The sequence below is a fragment of the Nocardia sp. NPDC059154 genome (assembly GCF_042755705.1).
Taxonomy (GTDB): Bacteria; Actinomycetota; Actinomycetes; order Mycobacteriales; family Mycobacteriaceae; genus Nocardia.
In genome coordinates, this window is the sequence record NZ_JBHZCS010000117.1 from 1554 (window position 1) to 19578 (window position 18025).

General features: G+C 68.8%; 20 protein-coding genes, 1 pseudogene and 1 riboswitch. Of the genes and pseudogenes, 8 read left to right on the forward strand and 13 right to left on the reverse strand.

Annotated features, from left to right (window positions below):
* A pseudogene (locus tag ACFXN1_RS48735) lies at nt 1-233 on the forward strand (PadR family transcriptional regulator); the annotation flags it as partial.
* Between the two features lie 12 nt (nt 234-245).
* Here ACFXN1_RS48735 and ACFXN1_RS48740 read toward each other — a convergent pair.
* The 5 genes from ACFXN1_RS48740 to cynR form a co-directional block, all read right to left on the reverse strand.
* The gene (locus tag ACFXN1_RS48740; protein WP_379445329.1) at nt 246-992 is read right to left on the reverse strand and encodes a cobalt-precorrin-6A reductase; all 747 of its coding nucleotides are present in this window, start codon (nt 990-992) and stop codon (nt 246-248) included.
* Entirely contained in the window at nt 989-1564 is a 576-nt protein-coding gene (locus tag ACFXN1_RS48745) for a hypothetical protein (RefSeq protein ID WP_379445312.1), read from the reverse strand. The genes ACFXN1_RS48740 and ACFXN1_RS48745 overlap by 4 nt, the downstream gene beginning before the upstream one ends.
* 198 nt (nt 1565-1762) lie before the next feature.
* Nucleotides 1763-2518, reverse strand: coding sequence for an aspartate/glutamate racemase family protein (locus ACFXN1_RS48750; RefSeq protein ID WP_379445310.1), 756 nt, complete (start codon nt 2516-2518; stop codon nt 1763-1765).
* A 26-nt stretch (nt 2519-2544) separates the two neighbouring features.
* The gene (locus ACFXN1_RS48755) at nt 2545-4092 is read right to left on the reverse strand and encodes an NCS1 family nucleobase:cation symporter-1 (RefSeq protein ID WP_379445308.1); all 1548 of its coding nucleotides are present in this window, start codon (nt 4090-4092) and stop codon (nt 2545-2547) included.
* Between the two features lie 189 nt (nt 4093-4281).
* Complete coding sequence (gene cynR, locus ACFXN1_RS48760) at nt 4282-5169, reverse strand: transcriptional regulator CynR (RefSeq protein WP_379445307.1); 888 nt, start codon at nt 5167-5169, stop codon at nt 4282-4284.
* A 134-nt stretch (nt 5170-5303) separates the two neighbouring features.
* Between cynR and ACFXN1_RS48765 the strand changes: the two genes are divergently transcribed.
* Entirely contained in the window at nt 5304-5849 is a 546-nt protein-coding gene (locus ACFXN1_RS48765) for a nuclear transport factor 2 family protein (protein ID WP_379464045.1), read from the forward strand.
* A 69-nt stretch (nt 5850-5918) separates the two neighbouring features.
* Here ACFXN1_RS48765 and ACFXN1_RS48770 read toward each other — a convergent pair whose 3' ends face one another.
* Nucleotides 5919-6707, reverse strand: a complete 789-nt coding sequence (locus tag ACFXN1_RS48770) for an isocitrate lyase/phosphoenolpyruvate mutase family protein (protein WP_379445909.1) — start codon at nt 6705-6707, stop codon at nt 5919-5921.
* Between the two features lie 41 nt (nt 6708-6748).
* Here ACFXN1_RS48770 and ACFXN1_RS48775 point away from each other — a divergent pair, with 41 nt between their 5' ends.
* The gene (locus ACFXN1_RS48775; protein ID WP_379445910.1) at nt 6749-7054 is read left to right on the forward strand and encodes a hypothetical protein; all 306 of its coding nucleotides are present in this window, start codon (nt 6749-6751) and stop codon (nt 7052-7054) included.
* On the forward strand, nt 7030-7173 hold the full coding sequence (locus tag ACFXN1_RS48780) for a zinc-binding dehydrogenase (protein WP_379445911.1): 144 nt from the start codon (nt 7030-7032) through the stop codon (nt 7171-7173). The genes ACFXN1_RS48775 and ACFXN1_RS48780 overlap by 25 nt, the downstream gene beginning before the upstream one ends.
* A gap of 30 nt (nt 7174-7203) precedes the next feature.
* Here the strand turns inward: ACFXN1_RS48780 and ACFXN1_RS48785 are convergent, their stop codons facing one another.
* From ACFXN1_RS48785 to ACFXN1_RS48800, 4 genes are all read right to left on the reverse strand, one after another.
* Nucleotides 7204-7842 carry a maleylpyruvate isomerase family mycothiol-dependent enzyme gene (locus tag ACFXN1_RS48785; RefSeq protein ID WP_379400074.1) on the reverse strand — a complete coding sequence of 213 codons (639 nt, stop codon included), beginning with the start codon at nt 7840-7842 and terminating at the stop codon, nt 7204-7206.
* A gap of 590 nt (nt 7843-8432) precedes the next feature.
* Entirely contained in the window at nt 8433-9662 is a 1230-nt protein-coding gene (locus ACFXN1_RS48790) for a cytochrome P450 (RefSeq protein ID WP_379445912.1), read from the reverse strand.
* Between the two features lie 11 nt (nt 9663-9673).
* The gene (locus ACFXN1_RS48795) at nt 9674-10903 is read right to left on the reverse strand and encodes a cytochrome P450 (protein ID WP_379400077.1); all 1230 of its coding nucleotides are present in this window, start codon (nt 10901-10903) and stop codon (nt 9674-9676) included.
* 143 nt (nt 10904-11046) lie between these two features.
* The gene (locus ACFXN1_RS48800) at nt 11047-12105 is read right to left on the reverse strand and encodes a polyprenyl synthetase family protein (RefSeq protein WP_379445913.1); all 1059 of its coding nucleotides are present in this window, start codon (nt 12103-12105) and stop codon (nt 11047-11049) included.
* Nucleotides 12106-12421: 316 nt separating this feature from the next.
* Between ACFXN1_RS48800 and ACFXN1_RS48805 the strand changes: the two genes are divergently transcribed.
* A complete protein-coding gene (locus ACFXN1_RS48805) occupies nt 12422-13045 on the forward strand; it encodes a carbonic anhydrase (RefSeq protein WP_364609999.1) in 624 nt (207 codons plus the stop codon).
* A gap of 69 nt (nt 13046-13114) precedes the next feature.
* Here the strand turns inward: ACFXN1_RS48805 and ACFXN1_RS48810 are convergent, their stop codons facing one another.
* Both ACFXN1_RS48810 and ACFXN1_RS48815 read right to left on the reverse strand, forming a co-directional pair.
* Nucleotides 13115-13900, reverse strand: a complete 786-nt coding sequence (locus tag ACFXN1_RS48810; RefSeq protein ID WP_379445914.1) for a hypothetical protein — start codon at nt 13898-13900, stop codon at nt 13115-13117.
* A gap of 87 nt (nt 13901-13987) precedes the next feature.
* The gene (locus ACFXN1_RS48815) at nt 13988-14173 is read right to left on the reverse strand and encodes a hypothetical protein (protein ID WP_379445915.1); all 186 of its coding nucleotides are present in this window, start codon (nt 14171-14173) and stop codon (nt 13988-13990) included.
* Between the two features lie 231 nt (nt 14174-14404).
* Nucleotides 14405-14574: riboswitch (M-box (ykoK) riboswitch) on the reverse strand.
* A gap of 403 nt (nt 14575-14977) precedes the next feature.
* Here ACFXN1_RS48815 and ACFXN1_RS48820 point away from each other — a divergent pair.
* A complete protein-coding gene (locus tag ACFXN1_RS48820) occupies nt 14978-15496 on the forward strand; it encodes a fluoride efflux transporter FluC (RefSeq protein ID WP_379445916.1) in 519 nt (172 codons plus the stop codon).
* Nucleotides 15493-15852 carry a fluoride efflux transporter CrcB gene (crcB, locus tag ACFXN1_RS48825; RefSeq protein ID WP_379400082.1) on the forward strand — a complete coding sequence of 120 codons (360 nt, stop codon included), beginning with the start codon at nt 15493-15495 and terminating at the stop codon, nt 15850-15852. Before ACFXN1_RS48820 ends, crcB begins: the two co-directional genes overlap by 4 nt.
* A 106-nt stretch (nt 15853-15958) precedes the next feature.
* On the opposite strand, the gene ACFXN1_RS48830 is transcribed toward crcB, so the two are convergent.
* Nucleotides 15959-16768, reverse strand: a complete 810-nt coding sequence (locus tag ACFXN1_RS48830) for an alpha/beta fold hydrolase (protein WP_379464047.1) — start codon at nt 16766-16768, stop codon at nt 15959-15961.
* Nucleotides 16769-17409: 641 nt separating this feature from the next.
* On the opposite strand from ACFXN1_RS48830, the gene ACFXN1_RS48835 reads away from it, so the two are divergent.
* A complete protein-coding gene (locus ACFXN1_RS48835) occupies nt 17410-17934 on the forward strand; it encodes a hypothetical protein (RefSeq protein ID WP_379400084.1) in 525 nt (174 codons plus the stop codon).
* Nucleotides 17935-18025 lie beyond the last annotated feature (91 nt).

Here is an 18025-nt window from a genome sequence, read left to right on the forward strand (position 1 = left end):
TGACCCTCTCCTTCGGCGAGTTCGTCGACCCCCAGCGGCTCGAACGCATCGTCGCCACCGGCCGCACCGTCCACGAGCAGCGCCTGTCCGGCTACCTGTCCGGCCACGACGAGCAACGCATGTCGCCCTACGAGCGGGCCACCCTGGATTTCGGCATCCGCTACGAGCGCGCGGTGCTGGAGTGGTTCGATCGGCTGCCGGAGCTGCTCGACCGCACCAGCCGCCTGTCCTGAGCCGCGGCCGGCCTAGCTTCCCGTTCCACGCCGGGCGCGCAGCCAATCCCAGGCTGCCGCAACGGTTTCCACCTGCTCCGCACCTGCGGGCAGCGGCGGCCGGTCGATCATCACGACCGGTATGCCGAGCTCGCGCGCGGCGGTGAGTTTGGCCTCGGTCAGCGCTCCCCCGCTGTCCTTGGTCACCATGACGTCGATGCGCTGTTCGGTCAGCAGCGCGATCTCGTCGGCGACACCGAAAGGCCCCCGGGCGAGCAGCAATTCGTGATCGACCGGCATCGCCCCGTCGGGCGGGTCGATCGCCCGGATCAGGAACCACGCGTCCGAGTGCGCGAACGCGGCCACGCCCTGGCGGCCGATGGTGAGGAAGACTCGTTTCCCCAGGGCCGCGGCAGCCTCCGCCGCGAGCGCCAGGTCCGGAACGCGCATCCATCGATCCCCGGGCTGCTCGGTCCATCCCGGCCGCCGCACGTGCAGCACCGGTATCCCGAGACTCGCGGCCGCGGCCGCGGCATTGGCGGTGATGCCCCCGGCGAACGGGTGCGTGGCATCCACCACGACCTCGATTCCATTGCCGCGCAACCACTCCCGCAGACCGGCGACGCCCCCGAAGCCCCCTACGCGCACCTCGCCGACCGGCAGCACGGGGTCGCGCACGCGCCCGGCGAGCGAGGACACGATGTCGAATCCTCGCTCGCCCGACGCGATATCGGCGAGTTCCCGGGCTTCCCGGGTGCCGCCGAGAATCAGCGTTTTCAGGGCTGCCCGCTGAAATAGGCCGAGCCCGAGTCGATCAGCGGCTGGCCGCCGGCGATCAGCAGTCCGATGATCGCGCCGGGAATCGCGCCGATCCCGAACAGGAAGGCGCCCAGGATGCCGCCGATGATGCCGCCCAGCGCGGCGTGCTGCAGCTGACCGAAGAAGTCGGCCTGCGAGTCGATGTCCTTGGCGCTCGACACCGGCGCCGAGACCGGGGTCAGGGTCAGCTGGGTGCCCGCGGTGTCGATGGCGGCGGTGAGGCCGTACTGCTTGCCCGCCAGCGTGCCGTTCAGCGGCACCTGGGTCACCACATCGCCGGCCCGGTTCTTCAGGAACACGGTCTGACTGGCCGCATCCAGGCTGAACTGGCCGCCGGTCACCTGGGTGACGATGTCGTTCGCGTCGGTGAGCGCCACGCTGTAGTCGACGCCCTGCTGGTTGCCGTGCAGCGTCGACGGGGACTGCTCCACCGCCGGAGCGGGGTCGACGGGGACGGCGTAGCCGGTGCCCGCGGCGATACCGGTCGCGGCGGCGGCAATGAATGCGGTGGCCACGAACTTTGTGTACTTCATGGAAGTCATCGATCTCCAAATAGTCTGAATCGAACCCGATAACAATCGGGTCACGGGGATTCACACTACCGGTGAGTTACGCACGTTTCACTCTGAATGCCTCGCGCCCGGAGCCGCTTTCATGCCAATGACCCATTTGAGCAGCGCACGGACGCGTGCATTCCCCGCGATATCGCCGGGAACGATACCGCGCGAGCGTCAGGCGCGAAGGGTGGACAGCAGCCCGGCAGCGGCCCCCGACAGCGGCCACCCGGTGACCGTCTTCGGGCGCGGCGCCGCGAAGGTCCGCACCTTGGAGGTCGACAGGCCCAGCGCGACAAGCGATTCCGCGAGCTTGACCGCAGCGCTCACACCATCCACGACGGGCACGCCGCAGCGCTCGGCGATGCGGCGGTCCAGGCCCGCCATGCCGCCGCAGCCCAGGCAGATGACCTCCGCGCCATCCTCGCGGACCGCACGCTCGGCCTGGTCGACGACGGCGACCACCGCCGCCGCCGGATCCTCTTCGAGGGCCAGCACCGGCAGGCCGCTCGCGCGGACGGACGCGCAACGCGCATCCAGGCCGGCGAGTTTGAGCCGGTCGACGATCATCGGCACGGCCCGGTCGAGGGTGGTCACGACCGAGTAGGCGTGGCCGAGCAGCATCGCCGTCATGGCGGCGGCCTCGGTGATGTCGACGACGGGGACGTCGAGCAGCTCCTGCAGGCCCTCGCGCCCGTGCTCGCCGTAACCGGCCTGCACGACCGCGTCGAACGGCTCCGGGTAGTTGACGACGGCGTCCATCACGCCGACCGCCGCGAGGTAGCTCTCGAAGTTGCCCTCGACCGATTCGGCGCCGAATCTCGGTGTGAGACCGACGATCTCGGTACCCGTGGCCGCGACCGCGCGGGCCTGGGCGGCGATGGCGTCGGTCATCGACGCGGTCGTGTTGACATTGACGACGAGAATCCGCATATCGGACTACCTCCCGGATAGTGGGTTCAGTGGGTGCACTCGACGGCGATCGGCTCGCCCGAGACGTCCTCGAACGCGGCCTTGCGGTCGGCGATCAGGAGATGGATCAGGGCCCCGGATCCGGCGCCGATGAACCACGCGAACGGTGACACCGCGGCGAGCGCGGGGATGAACGCGACGAGCAGCGACACCGCGGCGGCCGGGACGAAGGCGCCCAGGGCGCGCGGGTTGACGCCGCCCCGATAGAAATACGCGCCCGCCGGATCCTCGCTGTAGAGCGCGGGGACGTCGATGCGGCCGCGGCGCAGCAGCCAGTAGTCGGCCATGATGATGCCGTACAGCGGGCCGAGCAGCGCGCCGAGCCCGCCGAGGAAGTACTCGATGACCGCCGGGCTGTTGTACAGATTCCACGGCAGGATGACCAAGCCGATGATGCCGCTGACCAGTCCGGCGCGGGCGAAGTTCAGCCTCCGGGGAAACAGGTTGGTGAGCGCGTAGATCGGCGCGACGAAGTTCGCCATCAGATTCACCGCCACGGTCAGGACCAGCAGCGCCAGCGATGCCAGCACCAGCAGGGCGGTATTCGGGATAGCGTGCACGATGTCGGCGGGGCTCGCGATCACCCGGCCGTCGATCTTGAACTGACCGCCGGCCATGACGACGACGATGGCGCCGAAGAAGAGCACGTTGATCGGGATGCCCCAGAAGTTGCCCCGCACAATCGAACCGGGGCTCTTCGATGCCCGGGTGAAGTCACAGAAATTGAGCACGAAGGTGGCATAGACGGCCACCCACAGCGCCGCTCCGGCGAAGATCTCGTGCCACATGGCGAACCCGGTCAGCGGGTGGTCGATCGACCACGCGATCGATCCGCCAGCCTTGGCGAAGACCCACACCGCGAGCGCGGCCATGGTGACGAGGATGACCGGTCCGGCGAACGCCTCGTACTTGCGGATCATTTCCAGTCCCCGCTGCGCGAGGAAAGTCTGTACGGCCCACAGGGATCCGAAGGCGATCCAGCCCAGTGTCGACAGCCCGAGGATCGAGTTGTGGTCCCAATCCGCTGCACCGGGCGCGAGCGCGATGATCAGCACGCGCAGCACCAGCGAGGCCAGGTAGGTCTGGATGCCGAACCACGCCACGGCGACACCACCGCGCAGCAGCGCCGGAATCTGCGCGCCCCGCACACCGAAGGCAATACGGGTCATCACCGGGAACGGGACGCCGGTCCGGAAGCCCATGAACCCGGTGATGCTGAGCAGCACGAACAGCAATGCCGAACCCAGGCCCAGCGCCACCAGGATCTGCCAGCCGCCCAGGCCGAGCGCGAACAGCCCCAGCGCGAAGCCGTAATTGCCCAGGCTGTGCACGTCATTCGCCCACAGGGTGAAGATGCTGTAGCCCGACCAGCGCCGGCCCGCGCGTCGGGTGGGAGCCAGATCCCGGTTGTAGAGGCGGGTGCTCAGGCCGGGCGCGAAGGCGACACCGGCCGCGTCCGCCGGGCGGGGATTCGCCGCGATCGCACTGTCACCCACCGGCGATACGAGCTGGGCGGTGTCGTCGGGAACCAGCATGGGTAGATCCTCGATTTCGCATGGCGGAAGGAGTTTTCCAGCACGGGCTGGCCTCCGAGTGTCTGTTGACACAACACCGATCGTCAATCGGCCCGCCCCGTCCCGTTCACCCTCGCTATTGCCGTGACCGGCGGGTATAGACCACGCCGATGCCGGCCATCGGCAGAACGTCTGACCGGCAGGCGGGATTCACACGGCCTGGCGGGCGCTCCAGTCCCGGGCGAGCCCGAAGAAGGCACGCGCGGCCGCGGTGCGATAGGCGTTCTCGCGGCAGAGCAGAACCGCGATCCGGGTCGGCAGCGGCGGATCCAGCGCCACGGCCGTCAGGCGCGGATGGTCGCGGGCGATACCGTCGGGCAGGATGGTGGCGAGTTCGGTGAGCTGAACCGCCTCGATGACGGCGTGAATCGAGTTGGCCTCCACCAGGATTCGCGGGCTCACACCCTGCTCGCGAAAATAGGCGTCGATGTGCAGCCGGGTGACGAATTCCCGATTGAGCAGGGCGAGATCGTATTCGGCGAGCTTCGCCGCCGGCAGGCGCGAGCGCGCACTCCGCCGATCGGCGCCGACCAGGCTCAGCGTCTCGGTGAACAGGGTGGCGGCCTCGATGCCCGGCAGGTGCCCGCCCGCGAACCCGATCCCGACGTCGATATCGTCGGCCAGCAGCCCGGATTCGATCACGTCCTGATTGGTCTCGCGAATATCGAGAGTGATCCCGGGATGCCGGGCGCGCAATTCGGCGATGAGCGGCCCGATCAGATAGGCCGCGAAAGTCGGGGTGTACGCCAGCCGCAGATGCCCGCGCGACAGATCCTCGACATCGTGCACCGCCCGATCGGCGGCATCGAGTTCGGCCAGCGCGAGCCGAGCATGCCGGGCATACACCTCCCCCGCATCGGTGAGCCGGACAGCACGCCCGGTCCGATCCAGCAGCGGCGCACCCACCAGCCGCTCGAGCTGCCGAATCTGCTGCGAGAGCGTGGGCTGCGAAACATGCAAATCCTCCGCAGCGCGCGTGAAACTCCCATGCTCGGCCACGGCGAGCAGATACCGCAGATGACGCAGCTCCGGGGTCATCGGCCGACTATAGACCAAGCCAATCAGCCCATCTCCAACTCCGCCACAGACGCTATAACCCCAGATCACCCCGTTGGTGTGCGCCCCTTCCGCTATTCCAAGGAAGGCAGCGTCGACCCGGCAGGCTCGAGGGTGTGACCGGTCCTACTCACCGGAACCGAACGGCGGAAGTGGTTGATTCGGTGAAAGGCGGGCTTAGTTTGAGCGGCATGAGGAATGCAGAGCTCGAGGCGATTCGGGCACTCAAATATCGGTATCTGCGCACGCTGGATCTCAAGCTGTGGGATGAATTCGGCGACACTCTGTGCGAAGACGTCACCGCCGCGTACGGGTCGCCGTCCGGCGAGATGCCTGCGGAGTTCAAGGGCCGTGAGCAGATTGTGGAGTACATGCGCGGTGCGCTGGGCGGCAATATCATCACGGTCCACGTCGTGCACCATCCGGAGATCACTGTCGATGGCGAATCCGCCACCGGCAGTTGGTGCCTGGAAGACACCGTGATCTTTCCCGAACACAGCAGCATCATTCGAGGCGCCGCCTACTACAACGACACCTATCGCTGCGAGGACGGCGTCTGGCGGATCGAACGAACCAGCTACGAACGCATCTACGAATCCACCATGTCCACGGACGGACTGCCTGGATACGCCCTGACGGCGAATCGCTGGGCACCTGCGTGACCCGGCCGGCACTCCGACCGGGTCATCACCGCGGCACAGTCGCCGATCAGGTTCCGGAATCCACGTTCGTCAGGTGAGGGGTGCGGTTCGATCCTCTTCCGGCGGAGTGGGTATCAGGGTGGCGATGTCTCCATAGGTTGTCGCCGGTTCGACTCGGCCGCCGTCGCGGACCGTGCGTGCGGCGGTCACGGCCGCGTCGAGAGCGGCGCGGTAGAGGAGGGAACCGGTGCTGACGCGTTTGACGCCGAGGCGTGCCAGGTCGGCGAGGGGGCGTTGGGCAAGGACGTTGAGCGGCACGGGAATTGATCGGACCAGAGCGGTGATGTCGTCGTCGCGGATGACGCCGGGGACGAAGATGCCATCGGCGCCGGCGTCGACGTAACGATGCGCGCGATCGAGGGTGGTGTCGTGGTCGCGGCCCAGCCAGTAGGTGTCGACGCGGGCATTGACGAACAGTCCGGGCGCGCCGTCCTTGAGTCCGCGGACCAGGTCGGCGTGCGCGCGGGCATCGCCGGCCGCGTCCTCCACGTTCACCCCGGCGACACCCAGGTCCCACAGTCGCGCCGCCAATTCGCGCGGGTCGGCGCCGAACCCGGATTCGATGTCGACGGTCACCGGGACCGGGAGCCGCACGAGTGCGCCTGCCAGCGCGAGGGTTTCGTGCAGCGTCGACCCGGCCTCGTCCGGCAGTCCGTGCGCCGCGGCCACGCCGAGGCTGGTGGTGCCGATCGCCGGGTACCCGTCCGCGACCAGCGCGGCCGCCGTGGCGAAATCCCAGACATTGGGCAGCAGCAGCGGCTCGTCCTGATAGTGCAGCTGGTGGAAGCGCGAAACCGGCGGTACCGGAAGATCCAACATGATCATCACGGTAGAGCCGGAAAGGTTCGGCAGGCACCGAAGTGTCGCGGGTCATCGGCCTGGAGAGCGAGAGCAACCACGAATGGCTGCGCAGCCGCGGCGTGATCCCGATCGCGTACGGCGACGACGTCACGGACCGGATCAAGGCCGCCGCCCCCGGCGGTGTCGACGCCTTCATCGACACCTTCGGCAACGAGTACGTCGAGGTGACCCTCGCCCTCGGCGTCGCGACCGAGCGGATCGACACCATCGCCGATTACGCCGCAGCCGCGCAGTACGGGGTGAAGACCGACGGCGGAGCGAGGCCGGGCCCGGCGGCGCGATGCTCGCCGAGCTGGCCGGCCTGATCGCCGACGGACACCTCGAAGTCCCGATCGCGAACGTCTACCCGCTGGCACAGGTCCGCGAGGCCTACACCGAACTCGAACGCCGCCACACCCACGGCAAGATCGTCCTCAGGCCCTAGTCGTGGCGGAGGAGCCGGTCCGGGACAGTTTCAGAGACGACTGCGCAGCGTCGCCACGCCGGGTCCGGTGAGGTCGTCGCAATAGGCGGCTCTCCCTGCCATCGCCATGGTCAAGGCGATCGTCGTTCCGCTGACCAGAGGGCCGGTTCCGATCGCGAAGGGTCCGTCGGTCGCTTCCAGCCGCAGATCTTCGATAGCGCTGCGGCTGCGGACGGTGAAGTCCCGGCTGGCGAAGAACCGGGCGACCTCGGTGACGGCCTCGATCGACGGCTCACGCGGCAGTCCCAGCGGACGGCGGATGTCCTGGCCGTGGACGACCACCTCACCGAGCCAGGCAGCCGTATGGCCGAACGGCGCGGTGGTGCTGGTGATGATCGCCCGGAACCGGTCCAACGTCTCCGCGGGAGTCGCGCCGCGATGCTCGGCCAACCGCCGGGCATTGTGTTTCTCGAAGTCGAAGCGGGCCCCGAAAGCGCTGACCAGCCACCGGATTCGGCCGGTACTCGCCGCCGCGGTGAGGTGGGCGACGACCTCTTCCACCGTCCACTCTCCGCACAGCGACCGCACCGCCCACTGCCGATCGGTCAGATCGGCGAGATCATCGGCCAGCGCCGCACGTTCGGCGTGAGCCATGGCCCACAACTCGTCACGAGAAATAGCGTTCGACACTCGAAATAACCTCCCGGCTCAGCGCAGCCTGCCGGTGAGAGCGCGGTGATGGCCCGGCCATCGATCCGTCACCTCACAGCGGCACGGCTGCGGTTCGTTGTTCCTCCCTACTGACCGCGCCACTCGCCCAAACTCATCGGCCCACGCTATCGCCGAACGCGCATCGCAGGATGTCGCCGGGCCCACGCGCGAACCCGCGCCCGGGCAGGTGCTGTTGAAGGTCACCGCGGCGGGCGTGTATCACTCCGATGATTTCGTGATATCCGGCGACATGCTCGGGTTCGCGAAATCCGTTGGCGCGCACGAGTCGGTGCTGTCGGACGTCCGGGCGGCGGAGAACGTTCGCAAGATCGGCCGGCAGCGCCGGGGCGAGCCTGGCGCTGGATTTCGTCGGCTATCGGCCGCCCGTCGACATCGAGGGCGGTGGCGGGGCTGGATTCCGGGGTGGCCCTCGTCGGCCTCGGCAACGGAACGTCCGCGGCACGAGTCGGATTCGGCATCAGCCCGTACGAGGCGGCGTATCGGCGGCCGGCGGCGGGCACGATGCGCGCCGCGCCGTCATCGTGCCCTGATACCGCCGCCTGCGCGGGCTACTGGTCGGCGGTGAGATGGACGGGCAGCGAGGCGTGGCCGTTGGAGATGAAGCTCGGCAGCGCGGGGAGTTCGTCCACCGGGACGGCCAGGCGCAGGTCGGGGAACCGGTGGAAGAGCTGTGGGAGTGCGGTGTTCGCCTCCAGGCGGGCCAGGGGCGCACCGAGGCAGTGGTGGACGCCGTGACCGAAAGCCATGTGGCTCTTGTTCTCCCGGGTGAGGTCGAATTCGGCGGCGGTGTCGCCGTGCACCTTCACGTCGCGGCCGGGGGCGGCGTAGCAGACGATGATGGGGTCGCCCTTGGCGATGTGGACGTCCTCGTAGTCGATGTCCTCGACGGCGAACCGCAGCGGGGCATGCACGGCCGCGGTCTCGAAACGCAGTGACTCCTCGACCAGTTCGGGCCAGGCGACCTCCCCCGCGCGCAGCGCCTTCAGCTGATCGGGGTGCCCGAGGGCTGCGGTGATGGCCTGGTCGAGCAGGTTGATGGTGGTCTCGTGGCCCGCGCTGATGACCAGCAGCAGGGTGTCGACCAGTTCCTGCTCGGTCAGCCGCGAACCGTCCTCGTCGTCGCGGGCGGCGATGAGCGCGCTGGTCAGGTCGTCGCCGGGCTCGGCCCGCTTGCGGGCGACGAGTTCGCCGAGCAGGCGGTAGAGCTCGAAGTAGTTGGCCGCCGCTTTCTCCGCGCCGAGCGTGGTGTCGAACAGCCCGTCGGCGCAGACCCGCAGGCCGGGCAGCATCTCGTCCGGGACGCCCATCAATTCGGAGATGACGCGGATGGGCAGCTGGTAGCAGAACGCCTCGCGCAGGTCGACCACCTCGCCGGCGGGCAGCGCGGCCAGAGTGTCGAGCAGTTCCGCGGTGATGGCCTCGATCTGCGGCTGCAGGGCGGCGCTGCGACGCGCGGTGAAGGAGGGCGCGACGAGCTTGCGCAGTCGCCGGTGGTCGGCGCCGTAGGCGGTGAACATATTGTTCACCGCCACCCACGCGAACAGCGGCCAGTCGGACTGCACCTCACCGTTGACGAACGCGGGCCAGTGCTGACGCGCGTCCTTGGACACGCGGGCGTCGGTGAGCAGCAGTTCGAGCAGGCGGGTATCGGTGACCGACCACGCGCGCACCCCACCGGGCAGCTCCACCAGGGTGGCGGGCCCGCGCTCGCGGAGCCGGGCAATCTCGCCGTGGGTGTCGACGCCGGTGGGGTCGAGGGTGATGGGTTCGGCGGTCATCGGTGTTCTCCTCAGTTCACGTGCATGGGCAGGGCCGGCGGGAAAACGACGGGGAGTGCGCTCAGCGCGCGATGGAAAGGCCCTGGCCGCCAGATCAATTCGGCATCGGGGACGGCGAGCCGCAGTTCCGGCAGCGCGTCGAGCAGCTGGTCGATGGCGTCCTGGGCGATGAGGTAGGCCGGTGACCGGGCCGGGCACGCGTGCGGTCCGACGCTCCACGCGAGATGCGCGCGGTTGTCGGTGAATTCGCGCGCGCCGACCGCGGGATCGTTGTTGCAGGCCGCCATGCTCACCACCACCGGCTGATGCGCGGGCAGCCACACGCCGTCGACGAGAATCGGATGCCGCGGATAGCTGACGCAGTAGTTGGCGCCGGGCGGGTCGGTGAACAGCACCTCGTCCAGGGCGCCGCGGGTGGACAGGCTGCCGCCCAGCAGGTTTCCCGCGAACCGGGTGTCGGTGAGCATGAGCCGCAGGGTGTTGACGATGAGGTTCTGCTCGGGTTCGATGCCCGCGCCGTAGAGGGTGACGATCTGGTGGATCATCTCCTCGTCGGTGAGCTCCGCCGGGTGCGCGACCAGCCTTGACACGACGTCGTCGCCGGGCTGGGCGCGTTTGAGCACGACCAGCTCCAGCACGGCCGAGGTGATCATCTGGTTCCCGGCCTCGGCGTCGACACCCTCCCAGATCGCCGCCTGACCGGCCGCGATGCGCTGCCCGATGGCCGGCGGGCAGCCCAGCAGTGCGTTGATCATGTGGAACGCGAGCGGAAACGCGTACTGCGACACCAGATCCGCGCTCCCGTCCGCGCAGAACGCGTTGATCAGCGGTACCGCGACCCGTTCCACGGTCGCGTGCAGGGCGTGCGGATCCACCGCATCGAGTGCGGCCACATTGACCGTCCGGTACCGCCGATGATCGGATCCGCTGCTGCGCAGCGCATTGGGCCGCCATTCGAGCATCGGCATGACCGGGCTGTCCGGCGGCGCGGTGCGCTGCCATACGCGCGGATCGGCGGGAAAATGCTCCGGGTCGTTGAGGATTCGCAGTGCGGTCCGGTACCCGATCACCAGTGTGGCCGGCACGCCCGGCGCCAGCTCCACCGGCGCCAGCGATCCGAATCGCGCCCGCAGCTCACGATAGATACGATGTGGATCCGCCGCGAACTCGGCCGAGTACAGCGGCACGCGTGATTCTCCACCCACGGCCTGTGCCCCATCGGCAACGCCGCCATGCGTCATAACCAGTCAATTCTCTTGTGCTCCAGCCGATCCCGGGACCGGCCTTGGCCACCGTAACAGAGGAACCGGCCTACGCGACGGCAACGAGCCAGAACGCCGAACTCGCGCTCGGCGCGGGCCGCGAGGTGGCCGCCGGCGGCGCCTCAGCCGATGATCATGTCGGCGGCAGTGCGCAGTCCCGCCGCCGCGAATTCGGGGATCCGGGTGTCGTCGAGTGCGGTCCCGATCAGCATCCGGCGCTGCCCGATCATCCGCTCCACTTCGAAACGTGCTGTGACGGAAAGGATGTCGCGGCAGAGCGCGGCGCCGGACTCGTCCAGGCGCGCATTGCCCACGAGCCCGGTCAGGTGGTCGCGGCGCTCGGGGGTGGCATGGCGCAGGGCCAGGGCGAGCAGGACGGTGTGCCTGCCCTCGCGCAGATCCTGCAGGCCGGCGTGGCCGACCGGCTCGACGTCGTGGAACACGTTGCGCAGCTCGTCCTGCAGCCGCGCGGCCTCGCCCAGCGGGCAGGCATAGGCGGTCAGCGCCCCCATCACGTCCGCGTCCGCGTCGGCGAGCGCCGCGCCCACGTGCAGGGGCCGCTCCACCATGCATGCCACGGTGCGATAGCGCAGGATCTCCAGCGCCTGATCCAGATCCGAGGTCGGGCGGCCACTGGTGACCAGTTCCAGATAGCGGCCGTAGTTCACCTCGGTGCGCAGGGTGTCGAGCACCGCCGCGGCCGCCGCGCTCTGCGCCGGGGAGAGTCCGGCGCCGTGCAGCAGCTCCTGGGCCCAGCCCAGGCCGCAGTCGCCGAGGACGATGGCGCTGCGCGCGCCGAACCGTTCGGCCGCGTGCCCGTCCCGGACCCGCCGGCTGCGGTCGGCGGCGATGCGATGCACGGTGGGCCGCCCGTCGCGGGTGTCGCGATCGTCGAGGAGGTCGTCGTGGATCAGCGTGGCGGTGTGCAGGAGTTCGACCGCGGCCGCGGTCCGCACCACCGCGTCCGGCAGTTCGATCCCGCCGCCCGCGTACCAGCCGAGGACACAGAACAGGGACCGGATCCGGTTCCCGCGGGCGAACAGGAAGGAGCGGACCGCGCCCACCACGTCCGCGGGCAGCCGGCAGGCCGCCGCCGATTCGGCCTTCCGGTCGAGGAATTCGTGCAGGGCGGCATCGATCCGCACGCGAATCGCGCCATGGTCGAGAGGTGAATCGGTCACGGCCGACACCGTCATCACAGTCTCCAATCCCGCGCGCCGAAAACGTCGAACAACTCCACCGCGTCCGGCCGGGCCGAACGGGACCGAAACCAAAGAGATTGTAATGGATATCACGGAGGTGGGTAACCCTGCACCGCGCCACGCCAGGCGACACACCGATCTCGGCACGTCACGAATCCCTTTGTTGCACAAACCAATAGACGCAATGATGGTCGTCCGACCGTCGAATCCCGCGCGTCATCGGACCAAGCGTCCGGAACACGAACGGACGGGGGTGGGTCGGCACACCCGATCGCCGATGTGCAGAATCGGACATATGCCTCACTCAAATCCGATCAGCGCCTGGAAATCTCTTCGCGAAGGCAACGAGCGTTTCATGCGGGGCACCCAGGTCCACCCCAGCCAGGGCGCCGGTCACCGCGCCGAGCTGGTCGGCGGCCAGCACCCCACCGCCATCCTGTTCGGCTGCGGCGATTCCCGGGTCGCCGCCGAGATCATCTTCGACCAGGGCCTCGGCGACATGTTCGTGGTCCGCACGGCCGGGCACGTCATCGACAGCTCGGTGCTGGGTTCCATCGAATACGGCGTGCAGGTGCTCAATGTCCCGCTGATCGTGGTGCTCGGCCACGACAGCTGCGGCGCCGTCAAGGCCACCCTCGACGCGCTCGACGGCGGGGCGGTCCCCGGCGGGTTCATCCGCAGCCTCGTCGAACGCGTCACGCCGTCGATCCTGCTCGGCCGCCGCGAGGGCCTGAGCACCGTCGACGAGCTCGAGGCCAGGCACGTGGCCGAGACCAGCCGCGTGCTGATGGAGCGCTCGCAGATCATCTCGCACGCGGTCGACTCCGGCCGCTGCGCCATCGCGGGCGTCACCTACCAGCTCGAGGACGGCCGCGCCCACCTCAACCAGGTCATCGGCAATATCGGCGAACAGCCCTGAAACCTGCCGCGCGTCGATTCGACACCATGGCAGGTTCCCGAACCCCCAGCGCTGCAGCCCTTCTCGACGTCACGGGTGCACGCCGACCGCCTGCACCCGGTCCTGACGGCGCGCGAGCACCGCGATGAGCACGACCATGGGGACCGCTGCGGCGAGGGTGACCCAGCCGGTGCCCAGGTTCAGGCCGTCGCTGCGGTCGGAGGCGAGCCAGTCGGTCACCGAGGCGCCCAGCGGGCGGGTGACCACGTAGGCGGCCCAGAAGGCGAGCACCGGATCGATCCCGCCCCAGCGCCAGGCCACCGCCGGCACCGCGATCGCGACGGCGAACAGCAGTGACGACACCAGGTAGCCCAAATGCAGTGTCGCGGCGGTGAAGTCGCCGGCGACGGTGCCGAGCGCGAAGGTCACCACGACCGTTGTCCAGTAGAAGCCTTCGCGCCGGCGGGTATCGATGCTGTGCACGTCCAGGGTGCCCTCGACGCGGTACCAGAGCAGCAGCACGCCCGCGAGCAGGGCCAGGAACAGCACGGTCGAGATCCCCAGCGGAATGCCGACCACGAAATCCACGATGTCGGCGACCATGGTGCCGAAGATGGCCACCATGACCACGGCGGTCCAATAGGTCCAGACGCGGTAGCGGGGTGCGCGGATCTGGGCGGCCAGGCTCACGGTGAAGAGCACCAGGGCACCACCGACCGCCAGCAGCGGCGGCAGGTGCTTGACGAGGAAGTCGGAGAAGGTCTCTCCCATTCCGGTGGAGAGCACCTTGATCACCCAGAACAGCGCGGTGATCTGCGGAACCTTGACGGGCAGCCCGGACCGGGCCGAATCAGGAAGTGTCACATGGTTTGTCACGCGAACACTGTGCCGTCCGGCCGCTGAGAAACCGCTGTGAAGACCACCCTCCCGCCGCCGCGGGCGTCGGCCCGCGGCCCCGAGGGCCTACGCGTGGTAGGGGTGACCGCCCAGCGAGGCGGTGTAGACCGCGACCCGGGAGCGGGCGATGCGCAGGTTGGCGCGCTCGGATTCGGTGAGGTGGTGGCGCGCGTGAACCCGCCGCGCCGAGTCGCCGAGCACCGACAGGACGGTCAGCGCGGTCCGGGTACGCGGAAATGCGATGACGGCCATGAGAGAACTCCTTCGGAGGATCGGCCGCCACGGAATTCCGAATGCTTCAGGAAGCGCTCAGTGCGCGGCAAGCCGGGAACGACAATGGTTTTCGAACCGGACTGGGATATGGACTATCGCCGGAACTCATTCGCCCCTCACCTCCTTGCCGCCGGGACGCACGCGCGTCGACCACATCTACGGGTGTCGCACCGGGCGGAGGGGAAAACAATGCCACGACCAGTGACATTGCGGGCACCCCTCTCGTCAGAGCTTCGGCACTGCACGACGTATCCCTTCGCGGAAAGCCACTTCGGATCACCCCTTAATCCGGGGAGATCTGTCCTAACCCTGGGCGTCTCTCGACGTCGTCGGATCAGTGGCCTGTGTTCGTACAGGAGCCTCGCCTAGCGAGGTGCTGACCGACCCATACTGAACCCGGGGACGTGACCGAGTCAAATCACTCGGCGCTCGAAGTCGCCGATTTCACCACCTGCAGCTGGGCCAGCCTCCCCGCGAAGCCACCGGATCCGTTCCATCGCAACGAAACTCGGCCAGGACCCCCGTTCCTTCCGCAGCGCTCTCCAGCGCTGGCACGCCCCCACCGGCGCCCCCGGACGCCGCGCCCGTACCCGCAAGCCGCGACGGATGGGGCGTGATCTGACCCACATCGTCAGCGGAGACCCGCGTAGGCTCGCTATCCTGTTCGAGATAGCGGCGGTGGGGCTCGCCGCTCCGAAGTCACGGAACAACCGCGGCCACCAGCCGCCAACAGTCCCTACCCCACAATGACACCCTCGGGGTGCGCTGGAGTAGGAGACGTGTGTGAGCAGTGAGCTGGATTCGACCCGTAGTGTCGAGATCTTCGAACCGATCGACCCCGATGTCGATCTGCATCAACCCGGGCAACCACAGGAACTGTCGCGATCGCACGGTGCGATCCTGACCGTGATCTCGATCGGCGGGGCGCTCGGTGCGCTGGCCCGATACGGGCTCGCGCTGGAGTGGCCCACCCCGGTCGCCGGCTTCCCATGGGCCACCTTCCTCACCAATGTGGCCGGTTGCTTCCTCATCGGCGTGCTGATGGTGATCGTCACCGAGACCATCACCGCCCATCCGCTGGTGCGCCCGTTCCTCGGCGTCGGCATCCTCGGCGGATTCACCACCTTCTCCACCTACGCCAACGAAACCCGCGGACTGCTGCAACCGGGCACGGTCGCAACGGCATTCACCTACATGGCCGCCACCCTGGTGTGCGCGCTGCTGGCGACCCTGGTCGCGGTCCGTCTCACCCGCGCGGCCTGCACCCACCAGATCGCCCGACGCCGGGAGGCCACCGCATGACCGCGCTGCTCGTTATTCTCGGCGCGATGGTCGGCGCCCCGGCGCGGTATCTCACCGACCGCGCCATCCAGACCCGCCACGACAGCGTCTTCCCCTGGGGCACACTGACGGTCAACCTCACCGGCTGCCTGATCCTGGGCTCGCTCACCGGCGCCGCGGTCTCGTCTCCCACCTACGCGCTCGTCGGCACCGGATTCTGTGGCGCACTGACCACGTACAGCACGTTCGGCTACGAGACCATCCGTCTCGCCGAGCAGCGCTCGTATCTGTACGCCACGCTCAATGTCGCCGTGAGCATCATCGCGGGGCTCGGCGCGGCGCTGCTCGGATACACCACCGCCCACGCACTGGGGTAGCGCGGCAACGCATCTCGATCGACGCAGGGCGTAGCAGGACATGTCCACCCCTGCGGAACTCGTCGGCCTCTGACCTCGGCCGCACCTCGTGCCCGACGCCCGCCGGTCACGGCGTGTTGTCGATTTCGAGGGAGGCGAGGATGTCGGCCGCACGGTCGACGAACAGCAGGTGGCCCGCGCCGGGCACGAGGTGCAGCCGGGCGTCCGGGAGCGCCGCGGCGAGCCGGCGGGCATCGTCGGCGGGGACATTGCCGTCGGCCTCGCCGTGCCAGACCTGCACCGGCACGGTCACGTCGGACAGCCGGAATCCCCATTCGCGGGTGAAGACCAGGCGAATGTCGGAAGCGAAACCACGGCTGCCCTGCTCGAAACTGCGCCGCAGATTGGCCTCCAGCTTGTCGGCCAGCTCGGGATCGCCCTCGACCCGCTCGCGATCCACGTCCGCCATCTGCGCGACCAATCCCGCGACCCCCTTCCGCCGGCGGATCACCAGCGACATCTCCATCGCCATCGGATACACCAGAAAAGGGGCCCGCCGCAGGACATTCAGCCCCCGCCGACGCCGGCGCGCCACCGGATCCAGGTCCGCGGCGTCGGCCTGTTCACCGAGCGGCGCGGGCGCGGAAATGAGCGCCACACCCGTCACCCGGCCGGGCAGCCCAGCCGCGACCGCCAGCGCAAAGGGCCCGCCGCCGCTCACCCCGATGACCCCGAATCGCCCCAGCCCCAGCCGATCCGCCAGCGCGGCCACCGTGCCGACCCAGTCCGCCACCCGCGCCCCCGCCGGCAGCGACGATTCCGCCATTCCGGGCCGATCGACCGCGATGACGCGAATTCCCGCCGCCACCCCGGCCGCATCGAAAGCCTCACCCTCCAAATGTGTTCCAGGTACGCCGTGGCAGTACAGAACCGGCATTCCCTCTCCCGCACCGTACTCGGCACAGCTCACCCGGCACTGCGGCAAAGCAATCGTTCGCGACCCAGCGGCACTCACGCCGAGCAGCCTAGGCCAAACCCGGCCCCCGCAGGTCGAGCAACCATGTTCCACACCTGCCGGGTCGCGGCGCCCTCACCTGGTTCGAGAAGGACAACCGGTATCACCCGCTGTCCCACGGTCGGGTGGACGGTGCGCCGCTGGGAGGCGCTCACTCCCCTGGGGCTCACCTTCGCCGAACTCGCGGCCCGGCGGCTTTGCAGGGATCCTTCAGGCCCTGCTGCGGCGGATCTTCCGGCCCCGAGCGATCTCCCCGCTACAAATTCACGACGTCTGACCTGTGTTGTTGCCAGATCTGCGGAACGCCTGGACTATCGAAGGGGACGGGCTCGACGTGGTCGAGAAGTGTTGGGGCAGGGTGGCCCACGAGTGCCATGTGGTGAAACTCAATGGGCTGGCCCGTGTGTCGCTCTTGTGCCACCGTGCCGGACCGGCCCACAGCGAGATGGTCGCCGCCGAATGAGCGAATACATGGCAATCGCTGTGTGGTGCCGTTGCACCGCCTCGCTCTGCGCCCGGCACCGAGCCCGGCAATGGAATTCGGCACGGAAGGATCGAAGGCGATGACCGACATGACGATCGACCCGGCGGCCGCGCGTACCCAGTTCGCCCGCCCCGGGGCGGCGGCGCCCGCACCGATACCGGCGCGCGGCGAAATCTCCGGCCCGGCCGCCGTCTGGCAGCAGGCGAAAACGGTGCTGGTGACCCGGACCACCGGCCCGCGCCGGCTGGTCACCGTGCCGCGGCTGGTGGTCCCCATCGGTGACAACGGTCTCGCCTTCCGGACCTCGTCGTTCTCCACCGAGGCCGAGCAACTCGCCGAGGACGGCCGGGTGCTGGTGCAGCCCGGCGACTGGCGCGGCAATCCCAAACTCGGTTCCCGCCAGCTCCAGGGCACGGCCCGCCTGCTCAGCACGGGCACTTTCGTGCCCCGGGTGCAGGCCGAGATCGAGGCCAAGTACGGGTGGCGTACCGCTCTCGCCCGGGCCGCGCACCGCCTCGCCAACGGGAACGCGCCCTACGGCAACCTCATCGTGCTGGTGACCGTGTTCGAACCCGGCCCGATCGCCCTGCCCCCGGTCGACTAGGTTCTGTTTCGAAGTGTTGAGGGCGGGCCTGTGGCTCGCCCTCAACTGTGTCGCAGCCACTGGTTGATGACAGCGATATGGATCGTGGCCT